The sequence below is a fragment of the Bacteroides sp. M10 genome, assembly GCF_014334015.1.
Lineage (GTDB): Bacteria > Bacteroidota > Bacteroidia > Bacteroidales > Bacteroidaceae > Bacteroides > Bacteroides intestinigallinarum.
The window spans coordinates 2,698,000-2,723,693 of the sequence record NZ_CP060488.1; the positions used below are offsets into that span (position 1 = coordinate 2,698,000).

Annotated in this window: 14 protein-coding genes; all 14 read left to right on the plus strand. The window is 43.0% G+C overall.

Annotated elements, in window-relative coordinates; genetic code table 11:
- Positions 1-3: 3 nt before the first annotated feature.
- The 14 genes from H8796_RS09525 to rodA all read left to right on the plus strand — a co-directional run bounded on the left by H8796_RS09525 (position 4) and on the right by rodA (position 25,692).
- Positions 4-2,805, plus strand: a complete 2,802-nt coding sequence (locus H8796_RS09525) for a pitrilysin family protein (protein ID WP_117936045.1) — start codon at positions 4-6, stop codon at positions 2,803-2,805.
- Positions 2,806-2,853: 48 nt separating this feature from the next.
- Complete coding sequence (locus H8796_RS09530) at positions 2,854-4,356, plus strand: hypothetical protein (RefSeq protein WP_233530348.1); 1,503 nt, start codon at positions 2,854-2,856, stop codon at positions 4,354-4,356.
- A gap of 99 nt (positions 4,357-4,455) precedes the next feature.
- Positions 4,456-5,979 (plus strand): calcineurin-like phosphoesterase C-terminal domain-containing protein, encoded by a 1,524-nt coding sequence (locus H8796_RS09535; protein ID WP_117936043.1) that lies wholly within the window; start codon positions 4,456-4,458, stop codon positions 5,977-5,979.
- 268 nt (positions 5,980-6,247) lie between these two features.
- Positions 6,248-10,759 (plus strand): translocation/assembly module TamB domain-containing protein, encoded by a 4,512-nt coding sequence (locus H8796_RS09540; protein ID WP_187343965.1) that lies wholly within the window; start codon positions 6,248-6,250, stop codon positions 10,757-10,759.
- Between the two features lie 2 nt (positions 10,760-10,761).
- Positions 10,762-13,104: a BamA/TamA family outer membrane protein gene (locus H8796_RS09545; RefSeq protein ID WP_117936039.1), complete on the plus strand. Its 2,343-nt coding sequence runs from the start codon at positions 10,762-10,764 to the stop codon at positions 13,102-13,104.
- 128 nt (positions 13,105-13,232) lie between these two features.
- Positions 13,233-14,144, plus strand: coding sequence for a nucleotidyltransferase (locus H8796_RS09550; protein ID WP_074558949.1), 912 nt, complete (start codon positions 13,233-13,235; stop codon positions 14,142-14,144).
- Between the two features lie 142 nt (positions 14,145-14,286).
- Positions 14,287-16,245, plus strand: coding sequence for an ABC-F family ATP-binding cassette domain-containing protein (locus H8796_RS09555; RefSeq protein ID WP_117936132.1), 1,959 nt, complete (start codon positions 14,287-14,289; stop codon positions 16,243-16,245).
- A gap of 47 nt (positions 16,246-16,292) precedes the next feature.
- Positions 16,293-18,329, plus strand: coding sequence for a M13 family metallopeptidase (locus H8796_RS09560; protein ID WP_117936130.1), 2,037 nt, complete (start codon positions 16,293-16,295; stop codon positions 18,327-18,329).
- Positions 18,330-18,480: 151 nt separating this feature from the next.
- Positions 18,481-20,004, plus strand: a complete 1,524-nt coding sequence (gene purH, locus H8796_RS09565; RefSeq protein WP_117936037.1) for a bifunctional phosphoribosylaminoimidazolecarboxamide formyltransferase/IMP cyclohydrolase — start codon at positions 18,481-18,483, stop codon at positions 20,002-20,004.
- A gap of 15 nt (positions 20,005-20,019) precedes the next feature.
- Complete coding sequence (locus tag H8796_RS09570; RefSeq protein ID WP_004304915.1) at positions 20,020-21,042, plus strand: rod shape-determining protein; 1,023 nt, start codon at positions 20,020-20,022, stop codon at positions 21,040-21,042.
- A gap of 7 nt (positions 21,043-21,049) precedes the next feature.
- Positions 21,050-21,895: a rod shape-determining protein MreC gene (gene mreC, locus H8796_RS09575; protein WP_117936035.1), complete on the plus strand. Its 846-nt coding sequence runs from the start codon at positions 21,050-21,052 to the stop codon at positions 21,893-21,895.
- Positions 21,892-22,389 (plus strand): rod shape-determining protein MreD, encoded by a 498-nt coding sequence (gene mreD / locus H8796_RS09580; protein ID WP_117936033.1) that lies wholly within the window; start codon positions 21,892-21,894, stop codon positions 22,387-22,389. Before mreC ends, mreD begins: the two co-directional genes overlap by 4 nt.
- Before the next feature lie 2 nt (positions 22,390-22,391).
- Entirely contained in the window at positions 22,392-24,254 is a 1,863-nt protein-coding gene (gene mrdA / locus H8796_RS09585; protein ID WP_117936031.1) for a penicillin-binding protein 2, read from the plus strand.
- On the plus strand, positions 24,235-25,692 hold the full coding sequence (gene rodA / locus H8796_RS09590) for a rod shape-determining protein RodA (RefSeq protein WP_074558944.1): 1,458 nt from the start codon (positions 24,235-24,237) through the stop codon (positions 25,690-25,692). Before mrdA ends, rodA begins: the two co-directional genes overlap by 20 nt.
- Positions 25,693-25,694 lie beyond the last annotated feature (2 nt).

Genomic DNA, 25,694 nt, shown 5'->3' on the forward strand with positions numbered 1-25,694 from the left:
AGAATGAAAAAGTTTTTGTGGCTGATTTTTATAGGCTTATTACTAAGCCCTGTTGTATACGGGCAATCATCAGAGTTCTTACAATATGATAAGAATCTGATTGTAGGAAAACTGGATAATGGATTAACCTATTATATTTACCCGAATACGAATCCCAAAGGGGAAGCCGTTTATCGTTTGTTTGTGAAGGCTGGCTCCGTCATGGAGAAGGAGAATCAACGGGGATTGGCTCATTTTCTAGAACACATGGCATTTAATGGTAGTTATCATTTCCCCTCTGATGGTATGGTTCGTTTCTTAGAGTCGAAAGGAGCCAAATTCGGGAAAGATTTAAATGCGCACACCTCGTTTAATGAGACTGTGTATAAATTGCAGTTGCCTTCATCCAATCCTCAAATGGTAGATTCAACATTAACTATCTTAGCTGATTGGGCAGGCGGGCTTTCTATCGATTCAATGCAGGTAGAAAAAGAACGTGGAGTTATACTTTCGGAATGGTTGTCGAAGAGAGATGCCAAACGCGATAGTGATACAGCTTTTCTATTGGAACTTCTGAATGGTTCGCACTATTCCGAACGAATGACTATTGGTGATACGGCTGTCATTAGAAACTGTAAACGAGAGGATATTCTGGATTATTATCAAACATGGTATCATCCTTCACTAATGGCTGTGGCCGTTGTAGGTGATATAAATCCCGAACAGGTTAAGATGCTTATAAAGGAGAAATTCGGGAAACTATCGTCTGTAGCCTCTCCTACTTGGAAGCAATGCCATATTCCTGTTTATAAAAAGGAAGCGGTAAGGATACTTACCAATGAATCGCTGAAAACAATAGAATTGGATATGATTCAGTTGCTGCCACTTTCAAAACCGGTTCGGACGGCAAAGGATTATAAGGCTTATTTGACCCGAACATTATTGAATCGCCTTTTTAAGATGCGAATGAATGCTTGGGCTTTTGAAAATCCTTCTTATAGGAAAGCCAGTATTCAGTACTCAAGTTTTCTGAATGCAACTGGGGTATTGTTATGTTCGGTAGAACTACTACCTGGCAAAATGGAAAAAGGTATTTCGGAGTTTATTGCACAGCAACAGCAAATCTTTCGTTATGGGTTTACTGAGACGGAAATAGAACATGCCAAAAAGGTTATTTATAATAACTTGGAGAATAAACTTCAAAATCAGCAAAGTCCTGCTTCCGTTGAATTGATGAACGATATTTATGCAGATTTTTATGTAGGAAATAGATTTACCTCATTACAAGAAGAGTATCGATTAGTTCAACGATATTTTCCAGAACTAGACTCTGTTGCTTTGGTTAGGAATTTGGCAAAAGTATATTCACCCCAAAAGATGCATTATCTATTGCGAGCAAATGAAAAAGCTAATGAGGAAGTGAATGGAGATGCGACTTTGATGTCAATTATAAAAGAAGCCAGAAAACAATCTTCGAAACGGTATAATAAATACTTTTCTGTACCGGATGAATTATGTCAATTACCGTCGGGGGGACATATTGTCAGAGAAGAAAATATACCGGAGATAGGAGCTGTGTCTCTTTGGCTAAATAATGGTACGCGCGTTATATTTAAGTCTTCAGAACTCGATAAGGGGAAGGTGTTGTTGACTGGTTTTCGGAAAGGTGGGCTTTATTCTTTAGATTCTCTGCATTATTATACAGGTATATTCGCTCCCAGTATTATCTCACTTTCCGGAGCTGGGAATTTTTCAAGGGATGCATTGAACTATTTTCTGGCAGGAAACTCTGCTTCTATGCGTCTACTTGTTGATAAGACACGTACTGGACTAGCTGGAGTATCACAGGTAAAGGATATGGAAACAATGTTCCAACTACTCTATACCAAATGGATGTACCCTCAGTTGGATACAGCAATTTGTAAACAAACAATAGAGAAGACAAAAGAAAATTATCGTGTCAAACAAAAAAGTCCGACGGAGGTTTTTCAGGAAGAATTAATGTGGCTTTTGAACGGACGAAATTACACAAATACAATACTTTCTGATTCTTTAATAACACGATATGTAAAGCAAGAGGATATGCTTCCTCTATTCAATCGTTTTTATGGTGCAGCGAAAGATTACACTTTTGTTATTTTGGGAGACTGTACTATAGAAGATATAAAGCCGTTAATCACTATATATATCGGTGGATTACCTAAAGGATCGAATGATACAGATTGGCGTTATACAGAACGTAATATACCTCATAAATCCCGTTCATTGATACATCACACGGGGGATTCTCCTAAAGCATCAGTTTCATTGATTTTCCAGCAAGACAGTTTGTTAGAGGAGTTTAGCTCATTCACATTGAAATCGAATGTAATGAAAGCGATGTTGCGCACTTGTTTACTTAACCGTTTGCGTGAGGAAATGGGAAAAGTCTATAGTGTAAGCGTAGCTTCGAGTGCGGGTCTATATCCTTCTTTCTTATCACGAACGATGATTGGATTTGTCTGCTTGCCAGAGGATGTTGATAGTTTGGTTAATGCTACACAAGAAGAATTACAAAGACTTTATGAATATCCGGAATCATTTGAAGGCATATTAATGGATGTTAAGAGTAATCTTTTGAAAGATTTTGAATTGGATAAACAAAAAAACTCTTTTTGGACTTCTTGGATTCGCAATTCCATATTCAATCAACAGGGGGATTGGAAATATCTGAATGATTATGCACAAACTGTAAATAGTATAACAGCAAAAGATATTTCTTCTTTTGCAAAATCTTTATTGAGCACTACTCCTATGATAAAAGCTGTACTTTACCCTAAGAATTAGTAATAATATGATTGTATAACAGGACTCCGGTCCACAAATATTTATGATATGAATAGAATGAAAGATTTATTTTGGATGGCAGTAATTGTTTTGTTTGCTGCGTTTTCATCTTGTTCGGATGACAAGAATGATGGGACAGATGAAGGAGTTGAAGCTAAGCTGTTAACCTTTGGGTTTTATGCTGAAGATAATTCAAGTATATTATCAGATGATTATATAGCTACCCTATCTTCCACAACAGCTAAGGTTACTATGCCTGCATTTATAGACAAAAGTGCACTTGTTGCTCGCTTTACGACGAATGATGGTAATATAGTCTTAGTGGATGGGGTTACACAAGTTAGCGGTGCTACTGCCAATGATTTTACAGCTCCTGTAGATTACATTGTTAGTAATGGAAAACAGAATGTAAAGTATACGGTAACAGTTGCTAAGTCTTCTAATATGGCTTGGGTAAGAATGCCGGACTTTACAGCGACATCAGTTTTTAGTGGATCTGTTTTAAAAATAAACCCCGTGGATCAACTTCCATATCTTGGTTTTAAACTAAAAGAAGAAGAGAAAATGGCTGTCATAAAACTTGTTGATGGTACAACTTGGACAGCAGTTGGTTCTTTAGAGGGCTTTGGAGGAGAAGTTAGTTTGTCAAATTATGATTTTGATATTGACAAGGACGGAACTCCTTATGTTGTTTATTCTGATAACAGCGCTACCACAGTTGCAGGTGCTGCGTCTTTAATGAAATGGAATGGGACTACCTGGAATTATGTAGGTAATCAAGGATTTGTAAATGCTCAATCACAGCAATTACATTTAAGAGTATTAGATAATGGAGAGGCTATTGTTTCACAAGTGAACAATAGCAACAAAGTTTCTTTCCCAAGACGAGTATTGGTTATGTCTATTTATCAAAACAGTTGGGCGAGTAGTGAATTGCCACTTTTGGCTTCTGGGACTCCAGTCTATAATTGTAATCTTGCTAAGACAGAGCATGCCGCCTATTTGTTAGTGATTAATCGTGGGACAGTAGCAGGTGTAAATTATGGTCATTCAGTGTATGAATATAAAAATGGAACATGGAGTATTCTATTAAATAATTATGTAGAACCAAATGCTACTCAGACTGGCATTGTTGGACTGGATATTGAAGCGGAAGAAAATGGTACACTTTATATCTTAACAAGTGATGATGCTGTGACATCAGGTGTGTATAACTTGAGACTAAAGAAATATGATCCGGTAACAAAACAATGGTCTACAGTAGGGGGAAATCCATTGCCTTTGGATTTTAAAACCTCAACTTCAACTTCAGTGGCCATATCAATAGCTCCTGATGGTACTCCTTTTGTTGCCTACAGAGATGAACAAGATCAAGATTATCCAAAGGTTATTTATTTGGATAATGAAACTAAGCAATGGTCAGATCCTCATAAATTAGCAGATATTGCTTCTAGTAATTTGAATATAGCTTTTTCCTCCACAGGAGTTGGATATATTTCATTTACAGATGCCAATAACCATGCTATAGTTTTTAAATATACAGATAAGTAAATGCTATGCTTTTAATAAAATAATGTAAATGCGAGGAAGGGCATAAATGGTTTTACCTTAAGATGTCCTTCCTTGTTTTTATATTAATAAAATGAAAAAATGAAAAAGTTCATGATTATATATATATTCTTCTTATTTGGCAGTCTTGTTTCCACAAAATGCTTGGCTCAAGATGCTGCTTGGATAGAAGGTTGTGTCTATGAAGATAGTAATCAAAATGGGATTCAGGACAAAGGAGAAAAAGGTATTTCGGGAATAGCCATATCTAATGGAGATACTGTTCTACTTGCAGATAAACAAGGACATTTCAGAATCAGACTTTCTAAGGGAAACAGTATCTTTCCGATTTTTCCGAATAATTGGACACTATTGTCTAATCAAATAGTAAATTCAGGATTTTATTATTGGAATAGTCATGGGGATACCGAGACGCAACAAATCAATTTCGGATTGAATAAGAAAAAGGTGAATAAGCATTTCTCAATAAACGCAATAGGAGATGTACAAGTCGGTAATTCTCAGGAGTTGGATTATGCTTCACGTTCTTTATGGTCAGAACTTTTGCAAGCAAATTCGTCTTCGTTCAATATATTTCTAGGTGATTTAGTGAATAATAATTTAAATTTATTTCCCGCTATCAAACAAATGATGGAACTATTGCCTGTACAATCATGGACAGTTATAGGTAATCATGATCGGGATGCTGATTCTATAAGGATTAATCAAACCTTTTCATATAATACAGCTTTTGGATCAGCTACTTATGCTTTTAACGAAGGAAACGTACATTTTATTGTTCTCAATAATGTCTATGGTAAAGGAACACGTTCATATATAGGTAAGATTTCTGATAGTCAATTGCGCTTTGTCTCAAATGATCTGAAACTTGTACCTAAAAGTGCTCAGATCGTACTTTGTATGCATATTCCATTAGTACATACTATTAATTCTTCCGCATTGATTGAGATATTAGAAGGACGAGGGAATGTTTTAGCTTTGGCTGGACACATGCATCAGGTGGAGAGGAATTTTTTACATGGTCAGGATGTTTGTGTACATGAATTAGTAACAGGGGCTTCTTGTGGTTTCTGGTGGGTGGGAGAAAAGGATTGGGAAGGTATTCCGTCTGCTTTGATGCAATGTGGTACTCCTCGTAATTATTTTGTTTTTGATTTTACAGAGAAAGGCTATTCTTTCCGGTATAAGGGCATAGGGATGGATGCTTCCCGACAGATGAATATTTGGATTGCTGGTATTGACTCGACAGATGTTTATGTCGATGAATTGAGAAACAAACACCAGGGAGAAATGCTTGTAACTGTTTATGGAGCTTCAGATAGTACAGTAGTACGTTGTCGTTTGGATAATGGTGAATGGTTGTTATGTGAGAAGAAAGAAGAACTTGATGTGAATGTAGCAAGAGTGAGAAATTGGAATCAGCTAAAAATATATCCAACTCGTTTTAATCGTAGAAATCCGTTCAGAAGGCAATCTTCTCCTCAAATTTGGGGACTACGATTACCTAAAGAGTACTGTGAAGGTGTTCATTTGATTGCTGTTGAGGCTTCTGATCAATGGGGATTTAAAGCTAGTGGCGAACGCTGCTTTTATTATCAAAGATAGTATTCTTATTAAGGAATTCTGTATATCTGTAAATCGAGCCGATATCTGTCTTACTGGATAATCGGACACATTGGGTTACATGATTAACAAGTAACTTCATCTCTTTTACTATGATATAAATGAAGCAATATAAGTCGCTTCCGGTGAAGTCCGAAAAAACAAAATACTTATATTTCTTTTGTTGCAGAACATTTTGCTCCTGACGTCAACCTTTTTTCGGAATAATTTGTTTACTTTGTGTCACCTTATTTACACTGACACATTTTACATGAAACGAAAATGGATACGTTGGGTAAGCTGGATACTGCTTACTCCTATAATACTCTTTGTAATACTAATGGTATTGCTTTATGTACCTCCCGTTCAGAATCTTTTGCGTCGGGAGGTTACTGCATACGCCTCTAAAGCAACTGGCATGCAGATTCAGGTGGAGCGGATAGACCTTCGTTTCCCACTTAATCTGTTGGTACGTGGCGTGGAGGTCATTCAACAGCCGGACACCCTTTTATCTTTAGAAAGCCTCAATGTCCGTGTACAGGCATGGCCGTTGATAAAAGGAAAAGTTGAAGTGGATGAAGTGACTTTGAGCCGGGTAGCCGTTAATTCAGCCGATTTGATGGAGGGAATGAAGATCAAAGGCGTTTTGGGACGTTTCTTCCTGCAAAGTCATGGCGTCGATCTGTCTAATGAACTAGCGGTAATCAATCAGGTCGAACTATCCGACACTCACGTGCAGCTACTGATGAATGATACCACAACTACGCCCAAAGATACCACAGCTTCTGCTCCGATCAACTGGAAAGTAGCTCTTCATCAGTTGAAATTGAAAAATGTATCGTTCAGTATGCAACTTCCTGCTGATTCCATGCGTATGGCGGCCCATATTGGAGAAGCAGCCATCGATGATGCTCAAGCAGATTTGAAGAATCAATACTACGACTTGAAGAAGTTCTTATTATCGGGAACCTCCGCCAGCTATGATACCGGAACAGCTCAACCGGCAGAGGGCTTCGACGCTTCTCATATTGCCGTCCGGGATATTCGCATCGCTCTGGATTCTTTGCTGTATAAAGGGAGGGATATGAACGCAGTCATTCGTGAATTTACCATGAACGAACGTTCCGGATTGAGCGTCACTTCCCTGACGGGTAGAGCCTACTCCAATGATTCTGTTATCTGTGTTCCCGGTTTGAAACTGAACACTCCCCATTCTGAAATCGATTTATCTGCCCATACCTATTGGGAACTGGTCAATATCCCCACTACGGGACGCTTATCCGCCCGTCTCAATGCCTATATCGGCAAAGAAGACGTCATGCTATTTGCCGGCGGTCTGCCCGAAAGCTTCAAAGAAGCCTATCCATTCCGCCCGCTCGTCATCCGTGCCGGCACGGACGGCAATCTGAAAGAAATGCAGATTTCCCGTTTTACGGTAGACCTGCCGGGTGCTTTTGCATTGGAGGGCGGTGGTCTTTTGGAAAACCTCGCCGACAGCCTCACACGCACCGGAACCATCGGCCTGAAAATGACCACTCAAAACCTGAACTTCCTGACCGCTCTGTCGGGAGAAGCGCCTAATGGTACGCTTGTCATTCCTGACAGCATGAATCTGGTGGCGAAAGTGGATATCAAAGGTCCTGAATATAAAGCAAATCTCCGTTTGAAAGAAGGACAAGGAGCTATGGACGTGAATGCAGCCTTGAATACCACTACCGAAGTCTATAAGGCTGATCTGAAAATAGACAATCTGCAACTTCATAGTTTCCTCCCGAAAGACTCTATCTATGAACTTTCTCTTTCGGCTGCGGCTAATGGTCGTGGATTAGATGTCATGTCCTACCATTCATTTGCCAAATTGAATCTTTCATTAGATCAGCTTCATTATGCTAAATACCATCTTTCCAATCTTGATCTGACGGGAGAACTTAAAGGCGCATTGGTCACTGCACATCTGACAAGTGACAATGCTTTATTGAAAATGACAACGGATGCTGAATACAATCTGGCACACAGCTACCCCGACGGTAAAATAACGATTGATGTCACCCAACTGGATTTGCATGAACTGGGAATCATGCCGGAGCCAATGAAGCGTCCGCTGACTTTTAACTTAGTTGCCGAAGCCCGTCGGGATTTAGTTTCGGCACATTTAATCTCCGGAGATATGAAACTCGATTTGAGTGCACGTTCCGGTGTTAATCCTTTGATTCGCCAGTCCACTCATTTTGTGGATGTACTGATGAAGCAGATCGATGAGAAAGCCTTGAATCACGCTGAATTACGCAAAGCATTGCCAACTGCTATTTTCTCTTTCTCCGCAGGACAAGAGAACCCTTTGGCATATTTCCTGGCTACCAAGAAGATAGCTTACCATGACGCTTCAGTGAAATTCGGAACGGCTCCCAACTGGGGAATCAATGGAAAAGCCGCTATCCACGCCTTGAAAGTAGATACCTTGCAATTGGATACCATCTTCTTTACCGTCAAACAAGATACCACACTCATGAAATTGCGTGCCGGAGTTATTAACGGTCCCAAGAATCCGCAATTCTCCTTCTCTACCACACTGACGGGAGAAATTCGTGATCGGGATGCCGAATTGCTGGTAGACTTTAAGAATGGAAAAGGAGAAACAGGAGTATTGCTCGGTGTCAATGCACGTCCCTTGTTCGAGGGCAAAGGAAAAGGCGATGGACTGGCTCTCACCTTGATTCCGGAAGAACCGATAATCGCCTTCCAGAAGTTTCATTTCAATGAAAATCATAATTGGATTTATGTGCATAAGAATATGCGTGTATACGCCAATGTAGATATGTGGGATGACGAAGGAATGGGATTCCGTGTACATTCTGTACGGGGAGACACCGTTTCTCTACAGAATATTGATGTGGAAATCCGAAGAATCAGTTTGGCTGATTTGAGCAGTGTACTTCCTTACTTCCCGGAAATAACCGGTTTATTCTCTGCGGAAGCGCACTATGTACAGACCGAAAAGGATCTTCAACTTTCGGTTGAAGCAGCTATTGATGAATTGACTTATGAACGTCAACGAATTGGTGACGTGACAGTGGGAGCCACCTGGCTGCCGGGCGAACAGGGAAAACAATACCTGAACGCCTATCTGAATCACGACAAAGTGGAAGTGATGGTGGCGGATGGTAAGCTGGTTCCAACCCAGACAGGAAAAGACAGTCTGGAAGTAAACGTTACTCTGGAGCATTTCCCGCTACGTGTAGCTAACGTATTTATTCCTGATAAAATGGCTACGCTGGCCGGTGATATGGATGGTAATCTGAATATTGCGGGTAGCACCGAACAGCCTTTGATAAATGGCGAACTGATATTGGATAGCGTTTCTGTCCTTTCCCGCCAATATGGTGCTAATTTCAGGTTCGACGACCGTCCGGTACAGATAAAGAATAATCGGTTGGAATTTGATAAATTCGCTATCTATACAACAGGAAAAACTCCATTCACGATTGACGGTTATGTTGATTTCAGGGATATGTCCCGACCGATGGCAAATCTGAATCTGCTGGCGCAGAACTATACGCTTCTGGATGCCAAACGCACTCGTGAGAGTCTGGTCTACGGAAAAGTCTTTGCCGATTTCCGGGCAACAGTGAAAGGGCCGTTGGATGGATTGAACATGCGTGGAAACATGAGCCTGCTGGGTAATACAGACGTTTCCTATATCTTGACCGACTCACCGTTGACGGTACAGGATCGTTTGGGAAGTCTGGTAACCTTTACTTCGTTTAGCGACACCACTACGGTTGTTCAACAAGAAGTGCCGACTGTTTCTTTAGGCGGGTTGGACATGGTGATGATGGTACATATCGATCCATCCGTCCGTTTGAAAGTCGATTTAGATGCAAGCAATGACAATCGTGTCGAACTGGAAGGGGGAGGTGACCTCTCTATGAAATATACTCCGCAAGGTGATCTGACATTGACCGGACGCTATACGTTGAGCGGCGGTTTGATGAAATATGCTTTACCTGTCATTGCCGCCAAAGAATTTGCTATCGATAACGGTAGCTATGTGGAATGGACAGGAAACCCTATGGACCCGATGTTGAACTTCAAAGCAACCGATCGTATCCGTGCTTCTGTTTCCGAAGGAGAGAATGGCGGAACACGTTCGGTTAATTTCGATGTGTCCATTGTCGTCAAGAACCGGCTGGATAATCTTTCCTTTGCATTTGATGTATCTGCTCCCGAAGATGCAACCATACAAAACGAGTTGACAGCCATGGGGGCGGAAGAGAGAGGTAAACAAGCCCTCTATATTATGGTTATGAAAACCTATCTTGGCACCGGATCGATTGGTGGCGGAGGTGGTGGATTGGGTAAACTGAATATGGGTTCCGCACTGAACTCCGTATTAAGCAGCCAAATCAACTCATTGATGGGAAATCTGAAAAATGCCAGTGTTTCTGTCGGTATCGAAGATCACGATTTGTCGGATACGGGTGGTAAGCGTACGGATTACAGTTTCCGTTATTCACAACGTCTCTTTAACAACCGTTTCCAGATTGTAATCGGAGGTAAGGTTTCTACAGGTGAGAATGCGACGAATGATGCGGAATCCTTTATCGACAACATCTCTCTGGAATATCGTTTGGATAGAACCGGAACCCGTTATGTCCGTCTGTTCTACGATAAAAACTACGAGAGTGTACTCGAAGGCGAGATTACGGAAACCGGAGTCGGTCTGGTACTTCGCAAGAAACTGGACAAACTCAGTGAACTGTTCATCTTTAAGAAAAAGAAGTAAACATGAAAGGGATATATAGTAACATATTAGCAAGTTGTCTGATTGGTATCATTTTGTTTTCGGGCTGTTCGGTGACAAAACACCTGCCTGAAGGGGAGGTACTTTATACCGGAGGAAAAACGGTGGTAGAGAATAAGTCGGCAACACCGGTAGGAGAGACGGCTTTAACAGAGATTGATGCGGCTCTTGACAAAACTCCCAGTACAAAGATGTTAGGAGGCCTTCTGCCTATTCCTTTTAAAATGTGGATGTATAACGACTTTGTGAAATATAAAAAGGGATTTGGAAAGTGGATGTTCAACCGCCTGGCTGCCAACCCTCCGGTATTTATTTCCACTGTCAACCCGGAAGTGCGTATCAAGGTGGCTACTAACCTGCTCCGTGATTATGGTTATTTTAATGGGAAAGTGACTTATGAAACCTTGGTGGATAAGAAAGACAGCCTGAAAGCAAGCATTCTTTATACGGTTGACATGAAGAACCCTTATTTTATTGATACGGTCTATTATCAACGTTTCACTCCCCAAACTTTACGTATAATGGAACGGGGACGCCGGATGTCCTATATAAGTCCCGGTGAGCAGTTTAACGTGGTCGATCTGGATGAAGAACGTACCCGTATCAGTACGCTGTTGCGTAACCGGGGATATTTTTATTTCCGTCCCGACTATATGACTTATCAGGCAGATACAACCTTAGTTCCCGGAGGACACATCAGTCTTCGTTTGATTCCTGTGTCAGGGTTGCCTGCTGCTGCGCAGCGTCCTTACTATGTAGGAGATGCTTCCGTCTATTTATACGGGAAAAATGGAGAAATGCCGAATGATAGCATGTTGTACAAGAATCTGAATATTCATTTCTATAAGAAACTGCAGGTTCGCCCGAACATGCTTTATCGGTGGTTGAACTATCAGCAATTTGTGCGGAATACACAGATGCGTGCTTCCAATCGTACCCGGCTTTACAGCCAGTATCGGCAGGAACAGATTCAGGAGAAGCTCAGTCAGCTGGGAATATTCAGTTACTTGGATCTGCAATATGCTCCAAAAGATACAACAGCCGTTTGCGATACCTTGCAAGTGACGATGCAAGCTACTTTTGCCAAGCCGCTGGATGCCGAACTGGAATTGAATGTCGTAACCAAGAGTAACGACCAGACCGGCCCGGGAGCCTCATTCGGCGTCACCCGGAACAATGTGTTCGGAGGTGGAGAAAGCTGGAATGTAAAGCTGAAAGGTTCTTATGAGTGGCAAACCGGCGGAGGAGAGAAGAGTTCTCTGATGAATAGCTGGGAGATGGGAGTTTCTACTTCTTTGACTTTCCCACGGGTGGTCTTCCCGCATTTGGGAAAACGGGAGTTCGACTTTCCGGCAACGACGACTTTCCGCCTGTACGTCGACCAGTTGAACCGTGCCAGATATTACAAACTGTTATCCTTCGGTGGAAATGCGACCTATGATTTCCAGCCGACACGTACAAGCAGACATAGTATTACCCCTTTCAAACTGACATTCAATGTCCTGCAACATCAATCGGACGAATTTATTGCAATAGCGGAAGCCAATCCGGCCTTATATATCAGTTTGAAAGACCAGTTTATTCCTGCCATGGAATATACCTATACGTATGATAACGCTTCCGCACGCGGTATAAAAAATCCGATTTGGTGGCAATCTACCGTCACTTCTGCCGGAAACCTGACCTCCTTGATTTACCGTGCTTTCGGCCAGCCTTTCAACAAAGAAGATAAGCGTTTGCTTAACGTACCTTTCGCACAGTTTGTAAAGCTGAATACGGAGTTCCGCCATTTGTGGAATATGGACAAGAATAATAAGATTGCTTCCCGTGTGGCCTTGGGTGCTCTCTTCTCTTACGGTAATGCAACGATAGCCCCTTACAGCGAACAATTCTATGTAGGTGGTGCCAACAGTATTCGTGCCTTCACGGTGCGTAGCATCGGACCGGGTGGCTACCATCCGTCGGAAAGCCGCTATTCCTACCTCGACCAGACGGGTACTTTCCGTTTCGAGGCAAATGTGGAATATCGTTTCCGTATTTTTAAGAGTATCTGGGGAGCTACTTTCCTGGATGCCGGAAATGTCTGGTTGATGCGTAAGGATGAGGCTCGTCCGAACTCTCAGCTCGAACTGAAAACTTTCCCGAAACAAATCGCCTTGGGTACTGGTGTCGGTATTCGGTATGATATGGATATTCTGGTGTTCCGTCTCGACTTCGGTATACCTTTGCATTTGCCTTACGATACCGAAAGAAGTGGATATTACAATGTCACAGGAACCTTTATGAAGAATCTGGGAATACATTTTGCTATCGGTTATCCCTTCTAATGAATGATTTTTGTACGATTTAGGTAAATAATGATTGATATTTGTCCTGTTGGATTCAACTATTTTTGTAATTTTGCAACGAAATCTGATGCCGTTGACATCACTAACCTTTTAATATTACACAATTTATGAAACCAACTTTATTCTTATTGGCAGCCGGTATGGGTAGCCGTTATGGAGGCTTGAAGCAATTAGACGGACTGGGTCCTAATGGCGAAACTATTATGGATTACTCTATCTATGATGCTATCAATGCCGGATTTGGTAAGCTTGTATTTGTAATCCGCAAAGATTTTGAGCAAGATTTCCGTGATAAAATTATTTCCAAATACGAAGGTCACATCCCTTGCGAACTGGTATTTCAGTCTATCAACGATCTTCCGGAAGGCTTTACTTGTCCGGCAGACCGTACAAAACCATGGGGTACAAACCATGCAGTAATGATGGGTGCTGATGTGATTAAAGAACCGTTTGCAGTAATCAACTGCGATGACTTTTATGGTCGCGATTCTTTCCAGGTAATGGGTAAATTCCTTTCAGCTCTTCCTGAAAATTCAGAGAACGTTTATTCAATGGTAGGTTTCCGTGTAGGAAATACCTTGAGCGAAAGCGGTACGGTATCTCGTGGTATCTGTAGCACAGATGCTAAAGGATTGTTGACATCTGTAGTAGAACGTACGAAGATTCAACGTCTTGACGGTGAAGTGAAATATATCGGTGATGATGGCGAATGGACTGCTACTCCCGACACGACTCCGGTAAGTATGAACTTCTGGGGCTTCACTCCTGATTACTTCGCTTACAGCCAGGAATTCTTCAAGACTTTCCTTAGCGATCCGAAGAACATGGAAAACCTGAAGAGCGAATTCTTCATCCCATTGATGGTGGATAAATTGATTAATGACGGAACCGCTACTGTTGAAGTACTGGATACTACCAGCAAATGGTTCGGTGTTACTTATCCGGAAGACCGTCAGAGCGTGGTAGACAAGATTCAGGCATTAGTAGATGCCGGCGAATATCCTGCTAAGTTGTTCTAAAGAAGAGACATTGGTAAAGATAGAGGGCAGTCATTCAATAAGAATGACTGCTTTTTTGTTTTTCATAACGTATAATACTAAGCTGTATCTAATAAATATTCAGTATCTTTGCAGTCCAAAATGTTATAAATCAGAAGCAGAAGTGATTTCAGTAGAAGGATTATCAGTAGAATTTAATGCGACGCCGCTTTTTGAGGACGTCAGCTATGTAATTAATAAGAAAGATCGCATTGCGTTGGTCGGTAAGAATGGTGCCGGCAAATCAACCATGCTGAAAATATTAGCCGGCTTGCAGTCGCCGACACATGGCATTGTAGCCACTCCGAAAGATGTAACCATCGGATATTTGCCACAGGTCATGATTCTTTCCGACAACCGGACGGTGATGGGAGAGGCGGAACTGGCATTTGAACATATTTTTGAACTTCAGGCGAGGTTGGAACGGATGAATCAGGAACTAGCCGAACGAACAGACTACGATTCGGAAGAATACCATCAGTTGATAGAACGTTTCACGCATGAAAACGACCGCTTCCTGATGATGGGCGGTACGAACTATCAGGCGGAAATCGAACGGACTCTGCTCGGACTGGGATTCAGCCGGGAGGACTTCGAACGTTCTACTTCGGAATTTTCCGGCGGATGGCGTATGCGTATCGAATTGGCAAAATTGCTTTTGCGTCGCCCGGACGTGCTCTTACTCGACGAGCCGACCAATCACCTCGATATTGAAAGTATCCAATGGCTGGAAAACTTTCTGGCTACACGTGCCAATGCAGTCGTATTGGTCAGCCACGACCGTGCTTTCCTCAATAATGTAACGACCCGTACCATCGAAATCACTTGTGGCCAGATCTATGACTACAAAGTGAAATATGATGAATTTGTAGTCCTGCGTAAAGAACGTCGCGAACAACAGCTTCGTGCATACGAAAACCAACAGAAACAGATACAGGATACGGAAGACTTCATCGAACGCTTCCGCTATAAAGCTACCAAAGCCGTACAGGTGCAGAGCCGTATCAAACAGCTGGATAAAATAGACCGCATTGAAATAGATGAAGAAGATAACTCCTCGCTTCGTTTGAAGTTTCCTCCTGCCAGCCGTAGCGGAAACTATCCTGTGATTTGCGAAGATGTGCGCAAAGCGTATGGCAGCCATGTTGTTTTCCATGATGTAAACCTCACTATCAACCGGGGAGAGAAAGTCGCTTTCGTTGGTAAGAATGGAGAGGGTAAATCTACATTGGTAAAGTGTATCATGGGAGAGATTGACTTTGATGGTAAGCTCACCATCGGTCATAATGTACAAATCGGCTATTTTGCACAGAATCAGGCGCAAATGCTGGATGAGAACCTGACTGTATTCGATACGATCGACCGGGTAGCTACGGGCGATATCCGTCTGAAAATACGTGATATACTGGGAGCTTTCATGTTTGGAGGCGAAGCCTCGGACAAAAAAGTGAAAGTCCTCTCCGGTGGAGAACGTACCCGATTGGCAATGATTAAACTTCTTCTGGAACCCGTCAACTTCCTGATTCTGGACGAACCGACCAATCACTTGGATATGCGTTCGAAAGACGTATTGAAAGAAGCGATCCGCGAATTTGACGGAACCGTAGTTCTTGTCAGCCACGACCGTGATTTTTTGGATGGACTTGCGACTAAAGTATATGAGTTCGGTGGCGGACTAGTAAAAGAACACCTCGGCGGTATCTATGAATTTCTGCAAAAGAAAAAGATAGATAGCTTGAACGAACTTCAGAAAGGGGCAGGCTTATCCACTTCTCCTACGGCATCTGCCAAAGGAAATAATGAACAGGAAGCCGCACAACCTTCGGAAAACAAACTCTCTTATGAAGCTCAAAAAGAACTGAATAAGAAAGTGAAGAAACTCGAGCGCCAAGTTGCGGATTGCGAAACCTCGATCGAAGAAACCGAATCGGCCATAGCCATCATCGAAGTGAAAATGGCCACTCCCGAAGGAGCTTCGGATATGAAACTGTATGAGCAGCATCAGAAACTGAAACAGCAGTTGGATACTATTGTTGAAGAGTGGGAGCGGGTTTCGATGGAACTGGAAGAAGTGAAAGGCTAGAACTACCTTTCCAATAACATGATAATTCTATAACATATTATATGAGTATGAAAGTAACCAAGTATTTACCAATTCTTGCCGTATGCCTTATGACAACAGGATGTAACAGTAAGAAAGAGGCCGTGCTGACGTCCGGTATCGACCTTGCTAATCTGGATACCACGGCTGTGCCGGGTACAAGTTTTTATCAATATGCCTGTGGAGGTTGGGTGAAAGATCATCCGCTGACAGACGAGTATTCACGTTTTGGCACATTCGATATGTTGCGCGAAAACAGTCGTGAACAACTGAAAGCATTGATTGCCGAATTGGCAGCAAAGAAAGATAACGCACCGGGCAGTGCTGCCCAGAAAGTAGGCGATCTTTATAATATCGCAATGGATAGCGTAAAACTGAATCAGGAAGGTGTAGCTCCGATCAAAGCGGAACTGGCAGCCATTGACGCTCTCAAGGATAAAGGAGAAATCTATGCATATATCGCCGAAAGCCAGAAGAAAGGCATCCGTCCTTACTTCACCATGTTCGTAAGTGCAGACGATATGAACAGTTCCATGAATATCGTACAGACCTATCAGGGAGGTATCGGAATGGGACAACGCGACTATTATCTGGAAGATGACGAGCAGACTAAAAATATCCGTAACAAATATCAGGAGCACATCGCCAAGATGTTCCAGTTGGCAGGTTATGATGAAGCTACTGCACAGAAAGCGGTGAAAGCAGTGATGAACATCGAAACCCGTCTGGCAAAAGCAGCTCGTTCACAAGTGGAATTGCGTGATCCTCATGCTAATTATAACAAGATGGACATGGCAACGTTGAAAAAGAACTTCCCGACTTTCGACTGGGATACTTATTTCACCGTTTCCGGTTTGAAAGACCTGAAAGAAGTGAACATCGGTCAGCCTGCTGCCATGAAGGAAGTAGCCGATGTGATTAACACCGTATCGCTGGACGATCAGAAACTATATCTCCAATGGGGATTGATAGATGCTGCCGCTTCCTATCTGGGCGATGCTTTTGAAGCACAGAACTTCGATTTCTACAGCAGAACAATGTCCGGCAAGAAAGAAATGCAACCTCGTTGGAAACGTTCTGTGAGCACCGTAGACGGTGTGCTTGGCGAAGTGGTAGGTCAGATGTACGTAGAAAAGTACTTCCCCGCTGCTGCTAAAGAACGTATGGTTACACTGGTGAAGAACCTGCAAACTTCTTTGGGTGAACGCATCAAAGGTCTGGAATGGATGAGCGAACCGACCAAGGAAAAAGCATTGGAGAAACTGGCTACCTTCCATGTAAAAATCGGTTATCCTGATAAATGGAAAGATTACTCTGCACTGGAGATCAAAAATGATTCTTACTGGGCAAATATTGAACGTGCGAACCAATGGGATTACAACGAAATGATTGCTAAAGCCGGCAAACCGGTAGACAAGGATGAATGGTTGATGACTCCTCAGACTGTTAACGCTTATTATAACCCGACTACCAATGAAATCTGCTTCCCGGCAGCCATCCTGCAACCTCCGTTCTTCGATATGAATGCGGACGATGCTATGAACTACGGTGCAATCGGCGTGGTCATCGGTCATGAAATGACTCATGGATTTGACGATCAAGGACGTCAATATGACAAAGACGGAAACCTGAAAGACTGGTGGACGGAAGAAGATGCTAAAAAGTTCGAAGAACGTGCCCAAGTAATGGTGAACTTCTTTGACAGCATTGAAGTGGCTCCGGGCGTACACGGAAACGGTAGCCTGACATTGGGAGAGAACATCGCCGACCACGGAGGTTTGCAGGTTTCTTTCCAGGCTTTCAAGAAAGCAACAGAAGCTGCACCACTGGAAATTGTTGACGGATTTACTCCGGAACAACGTTTCTTCCTTGCCTATGCTAATGTGTGGGCAGGAAATATCCGTCCCGAAGAAATTCTCCGGTTAACTAAACTCGATCCTCACTCATTAGGAAAATGGCGTGTGGACGGTGCTCTTCCTCATATCGAAAACTGGTATGAAGCATTCAAAATCACCGAGCAGGATCCGATGTTCGTACCTAAGGATAAACGAGTATCTATCTGGTAATAGTTTTTGAATAGAGAATACATCTGCGAAGAGGCGTTGATTTTCCATTGAGGAAGGTCAACGCTTTTTTTTATTAATTCACACCTTATTTATTACGTACGATAAACAATATTTCGTAACTTTGCACACCAAATACTTAATAAGCAATTCAATGTCAGAGTCTAAAAAAATAAAAACTGCATTGGTATCTGTATACCATAAAGAAGGTTTGGAAGAAATTATTACCAAACTTCATGAAGAGGGAGTAGAGTTTTTGTCGACAGGCGGAACTCGTCAGTTTATTGAATCATTGGGATATCCTTGCAAGGCAGTGGAAGATTTGACCACTTATCCTTCTATTCTCGGTGGTCGGGTAAAGACATTACATCCGAAGATTTTCGGAGGTATCCTTTGCCGTCGCGGCCTGGAGCAGGATATGCAACAGATTGAGAAATATGAAATCCCCGAGATAGATTTGGTGATTGTTGATTTGTATCCGTTTGAAGCTACCGTAGCTTCCGGTGCATCTGAAGCAGATATTATTGAAAAAATCGATATAGGCGGAATCTCTCTGATTCGTGCCGCAGCCAAGAACTACAACGATGTCATCATTGTAGCTTCTCAAGCTCAATACAAACCATTGCTGGATATGTTGATGGAGCACGGTGCTACTTCTTCACTCGAAGAACGCCGTTGGATGGCAAAGGAAGCATTTGCCGTTTCTTCTCATTACGATTCGGCTATTTTCAACTATTTCGATGCCGGCGAAGGCTCTGCTTTCCGTTGCTCGGTAAATAGCCAGAAGCAACTTCGTTACGGTGAAAACCCACATCAGAAAGGTTATTTCTACGGAAATCTGGAAGCGATGTTCGACCAGATTCACGGAAAAGAAATCTCTTATAACAATCTTCTCGACATCAATGCAGCTGTTGACTTGATTGACGAATTCGACGACCTCACTTTCGCTATCCTGAAACATAACAATGCTTGTGGACTGGCTTCCCGCACTACTGTTCTGGATGCTTGGAAAGACGCATTGGCCGGTGATCCGGTTTCTGCTTTCGGAGGTGTATTGATTACGAATGGCGTCATTGACAAAGAAGCAGCGGAAGAAATCAACAAGATTTTCTTCGAAGTGATTATCGCACCGGATTATGATGTGGATGCACTCGAAATCCTGGGACAGAAAAAGAACCGCATCATCCTCGTTCGTAAAGAAGCCAAATTGCCTAAAAAGCAATTCCGTGCTTTACTGAATGGTGTATTGGTGCAGGATAAAGATACTAATATTGAAACGGTAGCTGACCTGAAAACCGTGACAGACAAAGCTCCTACTCCGGAAGAGGTAGAAGATATGTTGTTTGCCAACAAAATTGTAAAGAACAGCAAATCCAACGCCATCGTATTGGCAAAAGATAAGCAACTTCTTGCAAGCGGTGTAGGACAGACTTCGCGTGTAGACGCATTGAAGCAAGCAATAGAAAAGGCCAAATCATTCGGTTTTGATCTGAATGGTGCAGTGATGGCTTCCGATGCTTTCTTCCCGTTCCCCGACTGTGTGGAAATTGCAGATAAAGAAGGTATTACGGCTGTTATCCAACCGGGAGGTTCGGTAAAAGACGATTTATCCTTTGCTTATTGCAATGAGCATGGTATGGCGATGGTAACTACCGGTATCCGTCATTTTAAACACTAAAAATAAGAATTAAGAATGGGATTATTTTCTTTTACACAAGAGATAGCAATGGACTTGGGCACAGCCAATACTATCATCATCACGAATGGAAAAATCGTGGTCGATGAGCCTTCGGTTGTGGCTTTGGATCGCCGTACAGAAAAGATGATTGCCGTGGGGGAAAAGGCGAAGTTGATGCATGAAAAAACCCACGAAAACATACGTACCATCCGTCCGTTGAGAGACGGAGTGATTGCCGACTTCTATGCTTGCGAGCAGATGATGCGCGGTTTGATAAAGCAGGTGAATACTCGCAACCATTTGTTTTCACCTTCTCTTCGCATGGTGATTGGCGTTCCTTCGGGAAGTACGGAAGTCGAACTCCGTGCTGTCCGTGACTCTGCGGAACATGCCGGTGGTCGTGACGTCTATTTGATTTTTGAACCGATGGCTGCGGCAATCGGTATCGGCATCGACGTAGAAGCTCCGGAAGGAAACATGATTGTCGATATAGGTGGTGGTTCTACGGAAATTGCCGTTATCTCTTTGGGAGGTATCGTTTCCAACAACTCCATCCGTACTGCCGGTGATGACCTGACGGAAGATATTCGCGAATACATGAGCCGTCAGCACAATGTGAAAGTCAGCGAGCGTATGGCCGAACGTATCAAAATCAACGTGGGTGCTGCTTTAACCGAACTGGGTGAAGACGCTCCGGAAGATTATATCGTTCATGGTCCGAACCGTATCACAGCTCTTCCGATGGAAGTGCCTGTATGCTATCAGGAAGTGGCTCACTGTTTGGAGAAATCTATTTCAAAGATCGAAACGGCTATCTTGAGTGCATTGGAAAATACGCCTCCTGAACTGTATGCTGATATTGTACACAATGGTATCTATCTCTCCGGAGGTGGTGCATTGCTTCGTGGACTGGATAAGCGTTTGACCGACAAGATCAACATTCCTTTCCATATTGCGGAAGATCCTTTGCACGCAGTTGCCAAAGGTACAGGTGTGGCATTAAAGAACGTAGACCGTTTCTCTTTCTTAATGAGATAAACCGGGAATGAGGAATTTATTAAACTTCCTTCTGAAATACAATTACTGGTTCCTCTTCATCGTATTGGAGGTAGCCAGTTTTGTTTTGTTATTTCGGTTCAACCGTTATCAGCAGAGTGCATTTTTCACTTCTGCCAATACGGTTGTAGGGGCAGTTTATGAAGTTTCGGGAGGAATTTCCTCTTATTTTCATCTGAAATCGGTCAATGACGATCTGCTGGACCGGAACATGGTGCTCGAACAGCAGATTACTAATCTGGAGAAAGCATTAAAAGAGCGTCAGCTCGACTCTATGGCCATCAAAAGCATCCGGCAGGTATCGGAGACGGATTATGAGCTGTTCAAGGCTCATGTGATAAAGAACAGTTTGAATCTCGTTGATAATTATATCACGCTCGATAAAGGCTCTTCTTCCGGCATTCGCTCCGAAATGGGAGTGGTGGACGGCAATGGAATTGTAGGGATTGTTTACGAAACATCCCCTTCCTATTCGGTAGTGATTTCGGTATTGAACAGCAAGTCGAATATCAGTTGTAAGATTGTTGGTAGCGATTACTTCGGCTACCTGAAGTGGGAACATGGAGATTCGCGCTATGCTTATCTGAAAGACCTGCCTCGTCATGCAGAGTTTAATTTGGGAGATACAGTAGTCACCAGTGGCTTCTCGACTGTCTTCCCGGAAGGTGTTATGGTGGGAACGGTGGATGATATGTCCGACTCTAATGACGGACTTTCCTATCTGTTGAAGATTAAGCTGGCTACTGATTTCGGTAAGTTGAGTGATGTTCGCGTGATAGCCCGAACGGGACAGGAAGAACAGAAGAAACTTGAAAACAAGGTGACGCAAGAATGATAATTACTTATATACATAGAATTGGATGGTTTATCGGCTTAGTGCTTCTTCAGGTATTGATTCTGAATAATGTGCATATTGCCGGATACGCAACTCCTTTTCTCTATATCTACTTTATTCTGAAGTTCAGTTCCGGCACTTCCCGCAATGAACTGATGCTGTGGGCTTTCTTCTTCGGACTGACCATTGACATCTTTTCCGATACTCCGGGAATGAATGCGGCGGCTACCGTGTTGCTTGCTTTCCTCCGGCCCTCTTTGCTTCGTTTGTTCACACCCCGTGATAATCCGGACAGCCTCATTCCCTCTTTCAAGACGATGGGAATCAGTCCTTTCCTAAAATATACAACTGCAAGTGTTTTTGTGCACAGTCTGGCGTTACTCTCCATCGAGTTCTTCTCATTCACCAGCATTTGGCTGTTATTGTTGCGAGTGCTCCTTTGCACTGTTCTGACTGTAACCTGTATCATAGCTATAGAAGGGATTAAGAGGTAACGATGGCAAAAGATTATATCTTAGAGAAGCGCAAATTTGTAATCGGAGGTATTGCTCTCTCCATTGTTCTGATTTATCTGATACGTCTTTTTGTATTGCAGATCACGACCGATGACTACAAAAAGAATGCTGACAGTAACGCTTTTCTGAATAAAATCCAGTATCCCTCACGCGGTGCTATTTATGACCGAACCGGCAAACTGCTGGTATTCAACCAGCCGGCCTATGACATAACGATTGTGCCGAAAGAAGTCGAGAATCTCGATACTCTCGATTTATGCCAATCGCTGAATATCACCCGTTCGCAATTCCTGAAAATTATGAGCGACATGAAAGATCGTCGCCGTAATCCGGGCTATTCCCGCTATACCAACCAGTTGTTTATGTCGCAACTTTCGGCAGAAGAATGTGGTGTCTTTCAGGAAAAACTATTTAAGTTCCGTGGCTTTTATATTCAACGGCGCACCATTCGCCAATATACATACAACGCTGCCGCTCATGCTTTAGGAGATATTGGAGAAGTCTCCGCAAAAGAAATGGAGGCCGATGAAGAAGGATACTACATTCGTGGTGACTATGTCGGCAAACTGGGAGTCGAAAAATCGTATGAAAAGTATCTTCGTGGTGAGAAAGGAATTGAAATTCTGCTTCGCGATGCGCACGGCCGTATCCAGGGGCATTATATGGATGGCGAATATGACCGTCCTTCCGTTCCCGGTAAGAACCTGACATTGAGCTTGGATATTGACTTGCAGATGCTGGGCGAACGTTTACTAAAGAATAAAATCGGAAGTGTTGTAGCTATCGAACCGGAAACTGGGGAAATCCTTTGTCTGGTATCCTCTCCCAATTACGATCCGCATTTGATGATTGGTCGTCAGCGTGGTAAGAACCATCTGGCCTTGCAACGCGATATGACGAAACCACTTCTGAATCGTGCCTTGATGGGAGTGTATCCTCCGGGATCTACTTTTAAAACAGCACAGGGACTGACCTTCCTGCAAGAAGGAATCATAACCGAACAAAGTCCGGCATTCCCTTGCTCGCATGGGTTCCATTACGGAAGATTGACAGTAGGTTGCCATGCGCACGGTTCCCCCTTGCCTTTGATTCCCGCCATTGCTACTTCGTGCAACTCCTATTTCTGTTGGGGATTGTTCCGTATGTTTGGCGACCGTAAATACGGTTCACCGCAAAATGCCATAACGGTCTGGAAAGACCACATGGTTTCGCAGGGATTTGGCTACAAACTGGGCGTCGATTTACCGGGAGAGAAACGAGGATTGATTCCGAATGCACAATTCTACGATAAAGCCTATCGCGGACATTGGAACGGATTGACTGTAATCAGTATCTCTATCGGACAGGGAGAGGTTCTGTCCACTCCCCTTCAAATAGCCAACTTAGGAGCGACGATTGCCAACAGAGGATATTTCGTGACACCGCATATTGTAAAGGAAATCCAGGACAACCAGTTAGATAGCATCTATCGTGTACCGCGTTATACCACTATTGAGAAGAGACATTATGAATCAGTAGTAGAAGGGATGCGTGGCGCGGCCACCGGCGGTACCTGTCGTATGCTGTCCGTGATGGTTCCGGGGCTGGAGGCCTGTGGTAAAACAGGTACTGCACAGAATCGTGGGCACGACCACTCGGTATTTATGGGCTTTGCACCTATGAACAAACCCAAGATAGCTATTGCCGTCTATGTGGAGAATGGTGGTTGGGGAGCTACTTATGGTGTGCCGGTGGGTGCGTTGATGATGGAACAATATATAAACGGGAAGTTATCACCGGAAAATGAATTAAGAGCGGAAGAAATTAGTAACAGAGTGATATTGTATGGTAACGAGGAACGATAGTTTGTGGAAATCACTGGACTGGGTAACGATTTTTATTTACCTGCTCCTGATTGTTGGCGGATGGTTCAGCGTTTGCGGAGCTAGTTACGACTATGGTGAACGTGACTTCCTGGATTTTTCAACCCGTGCCGGTAAACAGTTTGTGTGGATTATCTGCTCCTTCGGACTTGGATTTGTTTTGTTGATGCTGGAAGACCGTATGTATGATATGTTCGCGTACATTGTATATGTGGGGATGATTCTCTTGCTCATCGTCACTATCTTCATAGCACCGGACACAAAAGGCTCACGCTCCTGGCTGGTGATGGGGCCTGTTAGCTTGCAACCTGCCGAGTTTGCCAAGTTTGCTACGGCCTTGGCTTTGGCCAAATATATGAACTCTTATTCATTCAGCATCAAAAAAGAAAAATGTGCCTTTATCCTGGGATTCATCATTCTTCTTCCGATGTTATTGATTATCGGTCAGCGAGAGACAGGTTCTGCATTGGTTTATCTCGCCTTTTTTCTGGTTCTTTACCGTGAAGGAATGCCGGGAGTAGTACTTTTTGCAGGCGTATGCGCCGTGATCTACTTTGTGGTCGGCATCCGTTTTGACGAAGTATTTATAGCCGATACCCCAACGCCGTTAGGCGAATTTATCGTATTACTATTAATCCTCTTATTTGCTGGTGGCATGGTGTGGGTATATCGCAAGAAATGGCCTGCTACCCGTAATATCATTGGTGGAAGTCTGGGCATATTGCTGATAGCCTATTTAATATCGGAATACTGGGTACACTTTAGTCTGGTTTGGGTACAATGGGCGCTTTGCGCTGTTGTGATAGGCTATCTGATTTATCTGGCATTAAGTGAGCGGCAACGTACCTATTTCCTGATTGCTCTGTTTACAATCGGTTCTATCGGCTTCCTGTATTCCAGTAATTATGTATTTGATAATATATTGGAATCTCATCAACAAGTCCGTATAAAGGTAGTGCTTGGTTTGGAAGAAGATTTGACCGGTGCCGGATATAACGTGAACCAATCTAAGATTGCCATTGGTTCCGGCGGACTAACAGGGAAAGGATTTCTGAATGGTACACAAACGAAGTTGAAGTACGTGCCCGAACAGGATACCGACTTTATTTTTTGTACAGTAGGTGAAGAACAAGGTTTTGTGGGTTCGGCTGCTGTCCTGCTGGCTTTCCTTATTTTGATTTTGCGATTAATTTTCCTGGCCGAACGGCAGACTTCTAATTTTGGCCGGGTTTATGGATATTCGGTCGTCAGTATTTTCCTTTTCCACTTATTTATCAATGTCGGTATGGTACTGGGGTTGACTCCGGTGATTGGTATTCCATTGCCTTTCTTTAGCTATGGAGGCTCTTCCTTATGGGGATTTACGATATTGTTGTTCATCTTCCTGCGGATTGATGCAGGTCGTGGCAGAAGGCTTTAACT

What these genes read in the sequence shown, in the direction of transcription:
- H8796_RS09535 (WP_117936043.1), top strand. Translation starts at nt 4,456, where the DNA reads ATGAAAAAGTTCATGATTATATATATATTCTTCTTATTTGGCAGTCTT.
- purH (WP_117936037.1), top strand. Translation starts at nt 18,481, where the DNA reads ATGTCAGAGTCTAAAAAAATAAAAACTGCATTGGTATCTGTATACCAT.
- mreD (WP_117936033.1), top strand. Translation starts at nt 21,892, where the DNA reads ATGATAATTACTTATATACATAGAATTGGATGGTTTATCGGCTTAGTG.
- H8796_RS09545 (WP_117936039.1), top strand. Translation starts at nt 10,762, where the DNA reads ATGAAAGGGATATATAGTAACATATTAGCAAGTTGTCTGATTGGTATC.
- mrdA (WP_117936031.1), top strand. Translation starts at nt 22,392, where the DNA reads ATGGCAAAAGATTATATCTTAGAGAAGCGCAAATTTGTAATCGGAGGT.
- rodA (WP_074558944.1), top strand. Translation starts at nt 24,235, where the DNA reads ATGGTAACGAGGAACGATAGTTTGTGGAAATCACTGGACTGGGTAACG.
- H8796_RS09550 (WP_074558949.1), top strand. Translation starts at nt 13,233, where the DNA reads ATGAAACCAACTTTATTCTTATTGGCAGCCGGTATGGGTAGCCGTTAT.
- H8796_RS09570 (WP_004304915.1), top strand. Translation starts at nt 20,020, where the DNA reads ATGGGATTATTTTCTTTTACACAAGAGATAGCAATGGACTTGGGCACA.
- mreC (WP_117936035.1), top strand. Translation starts at nt 21,050, where the DNA reads ATGAGGAATTTATTAAACTTCCTTCTGAAATACAATTACTGGTTCCTC.
- H8796_RS09540 (WP_187343965.1), top strand. Translation starts at nt 6,248, where the DNA reads ATGAAACGAAAATGGATACGTTGGGTAAGCTGGATACTGCTTACTCCT.
- H8796_RS09560 (WP_117936130.1), top strand. Translation starts at nt 16,293, where the DNA reads ATGAAAGTAACCAAGTATTTACCAATTCTTGCCGTATGCCTTATGACA.
- H8796_RS09525 (WP_117936045.1), top strand. Translation starts at nt 4, where the DNA reads ATGAAAAAGTTTTTGTGGCTGATTTTTATAGGCTTATTACTAAGCCCT.
- H8796_RS09530 (WP_233530348.1), top strand. Translation starts at nt 2,854, where the DNA reads ATGAATAGAATGAAAGATTTATTTTGGATGGCAGTAATTGTTTTGTTT.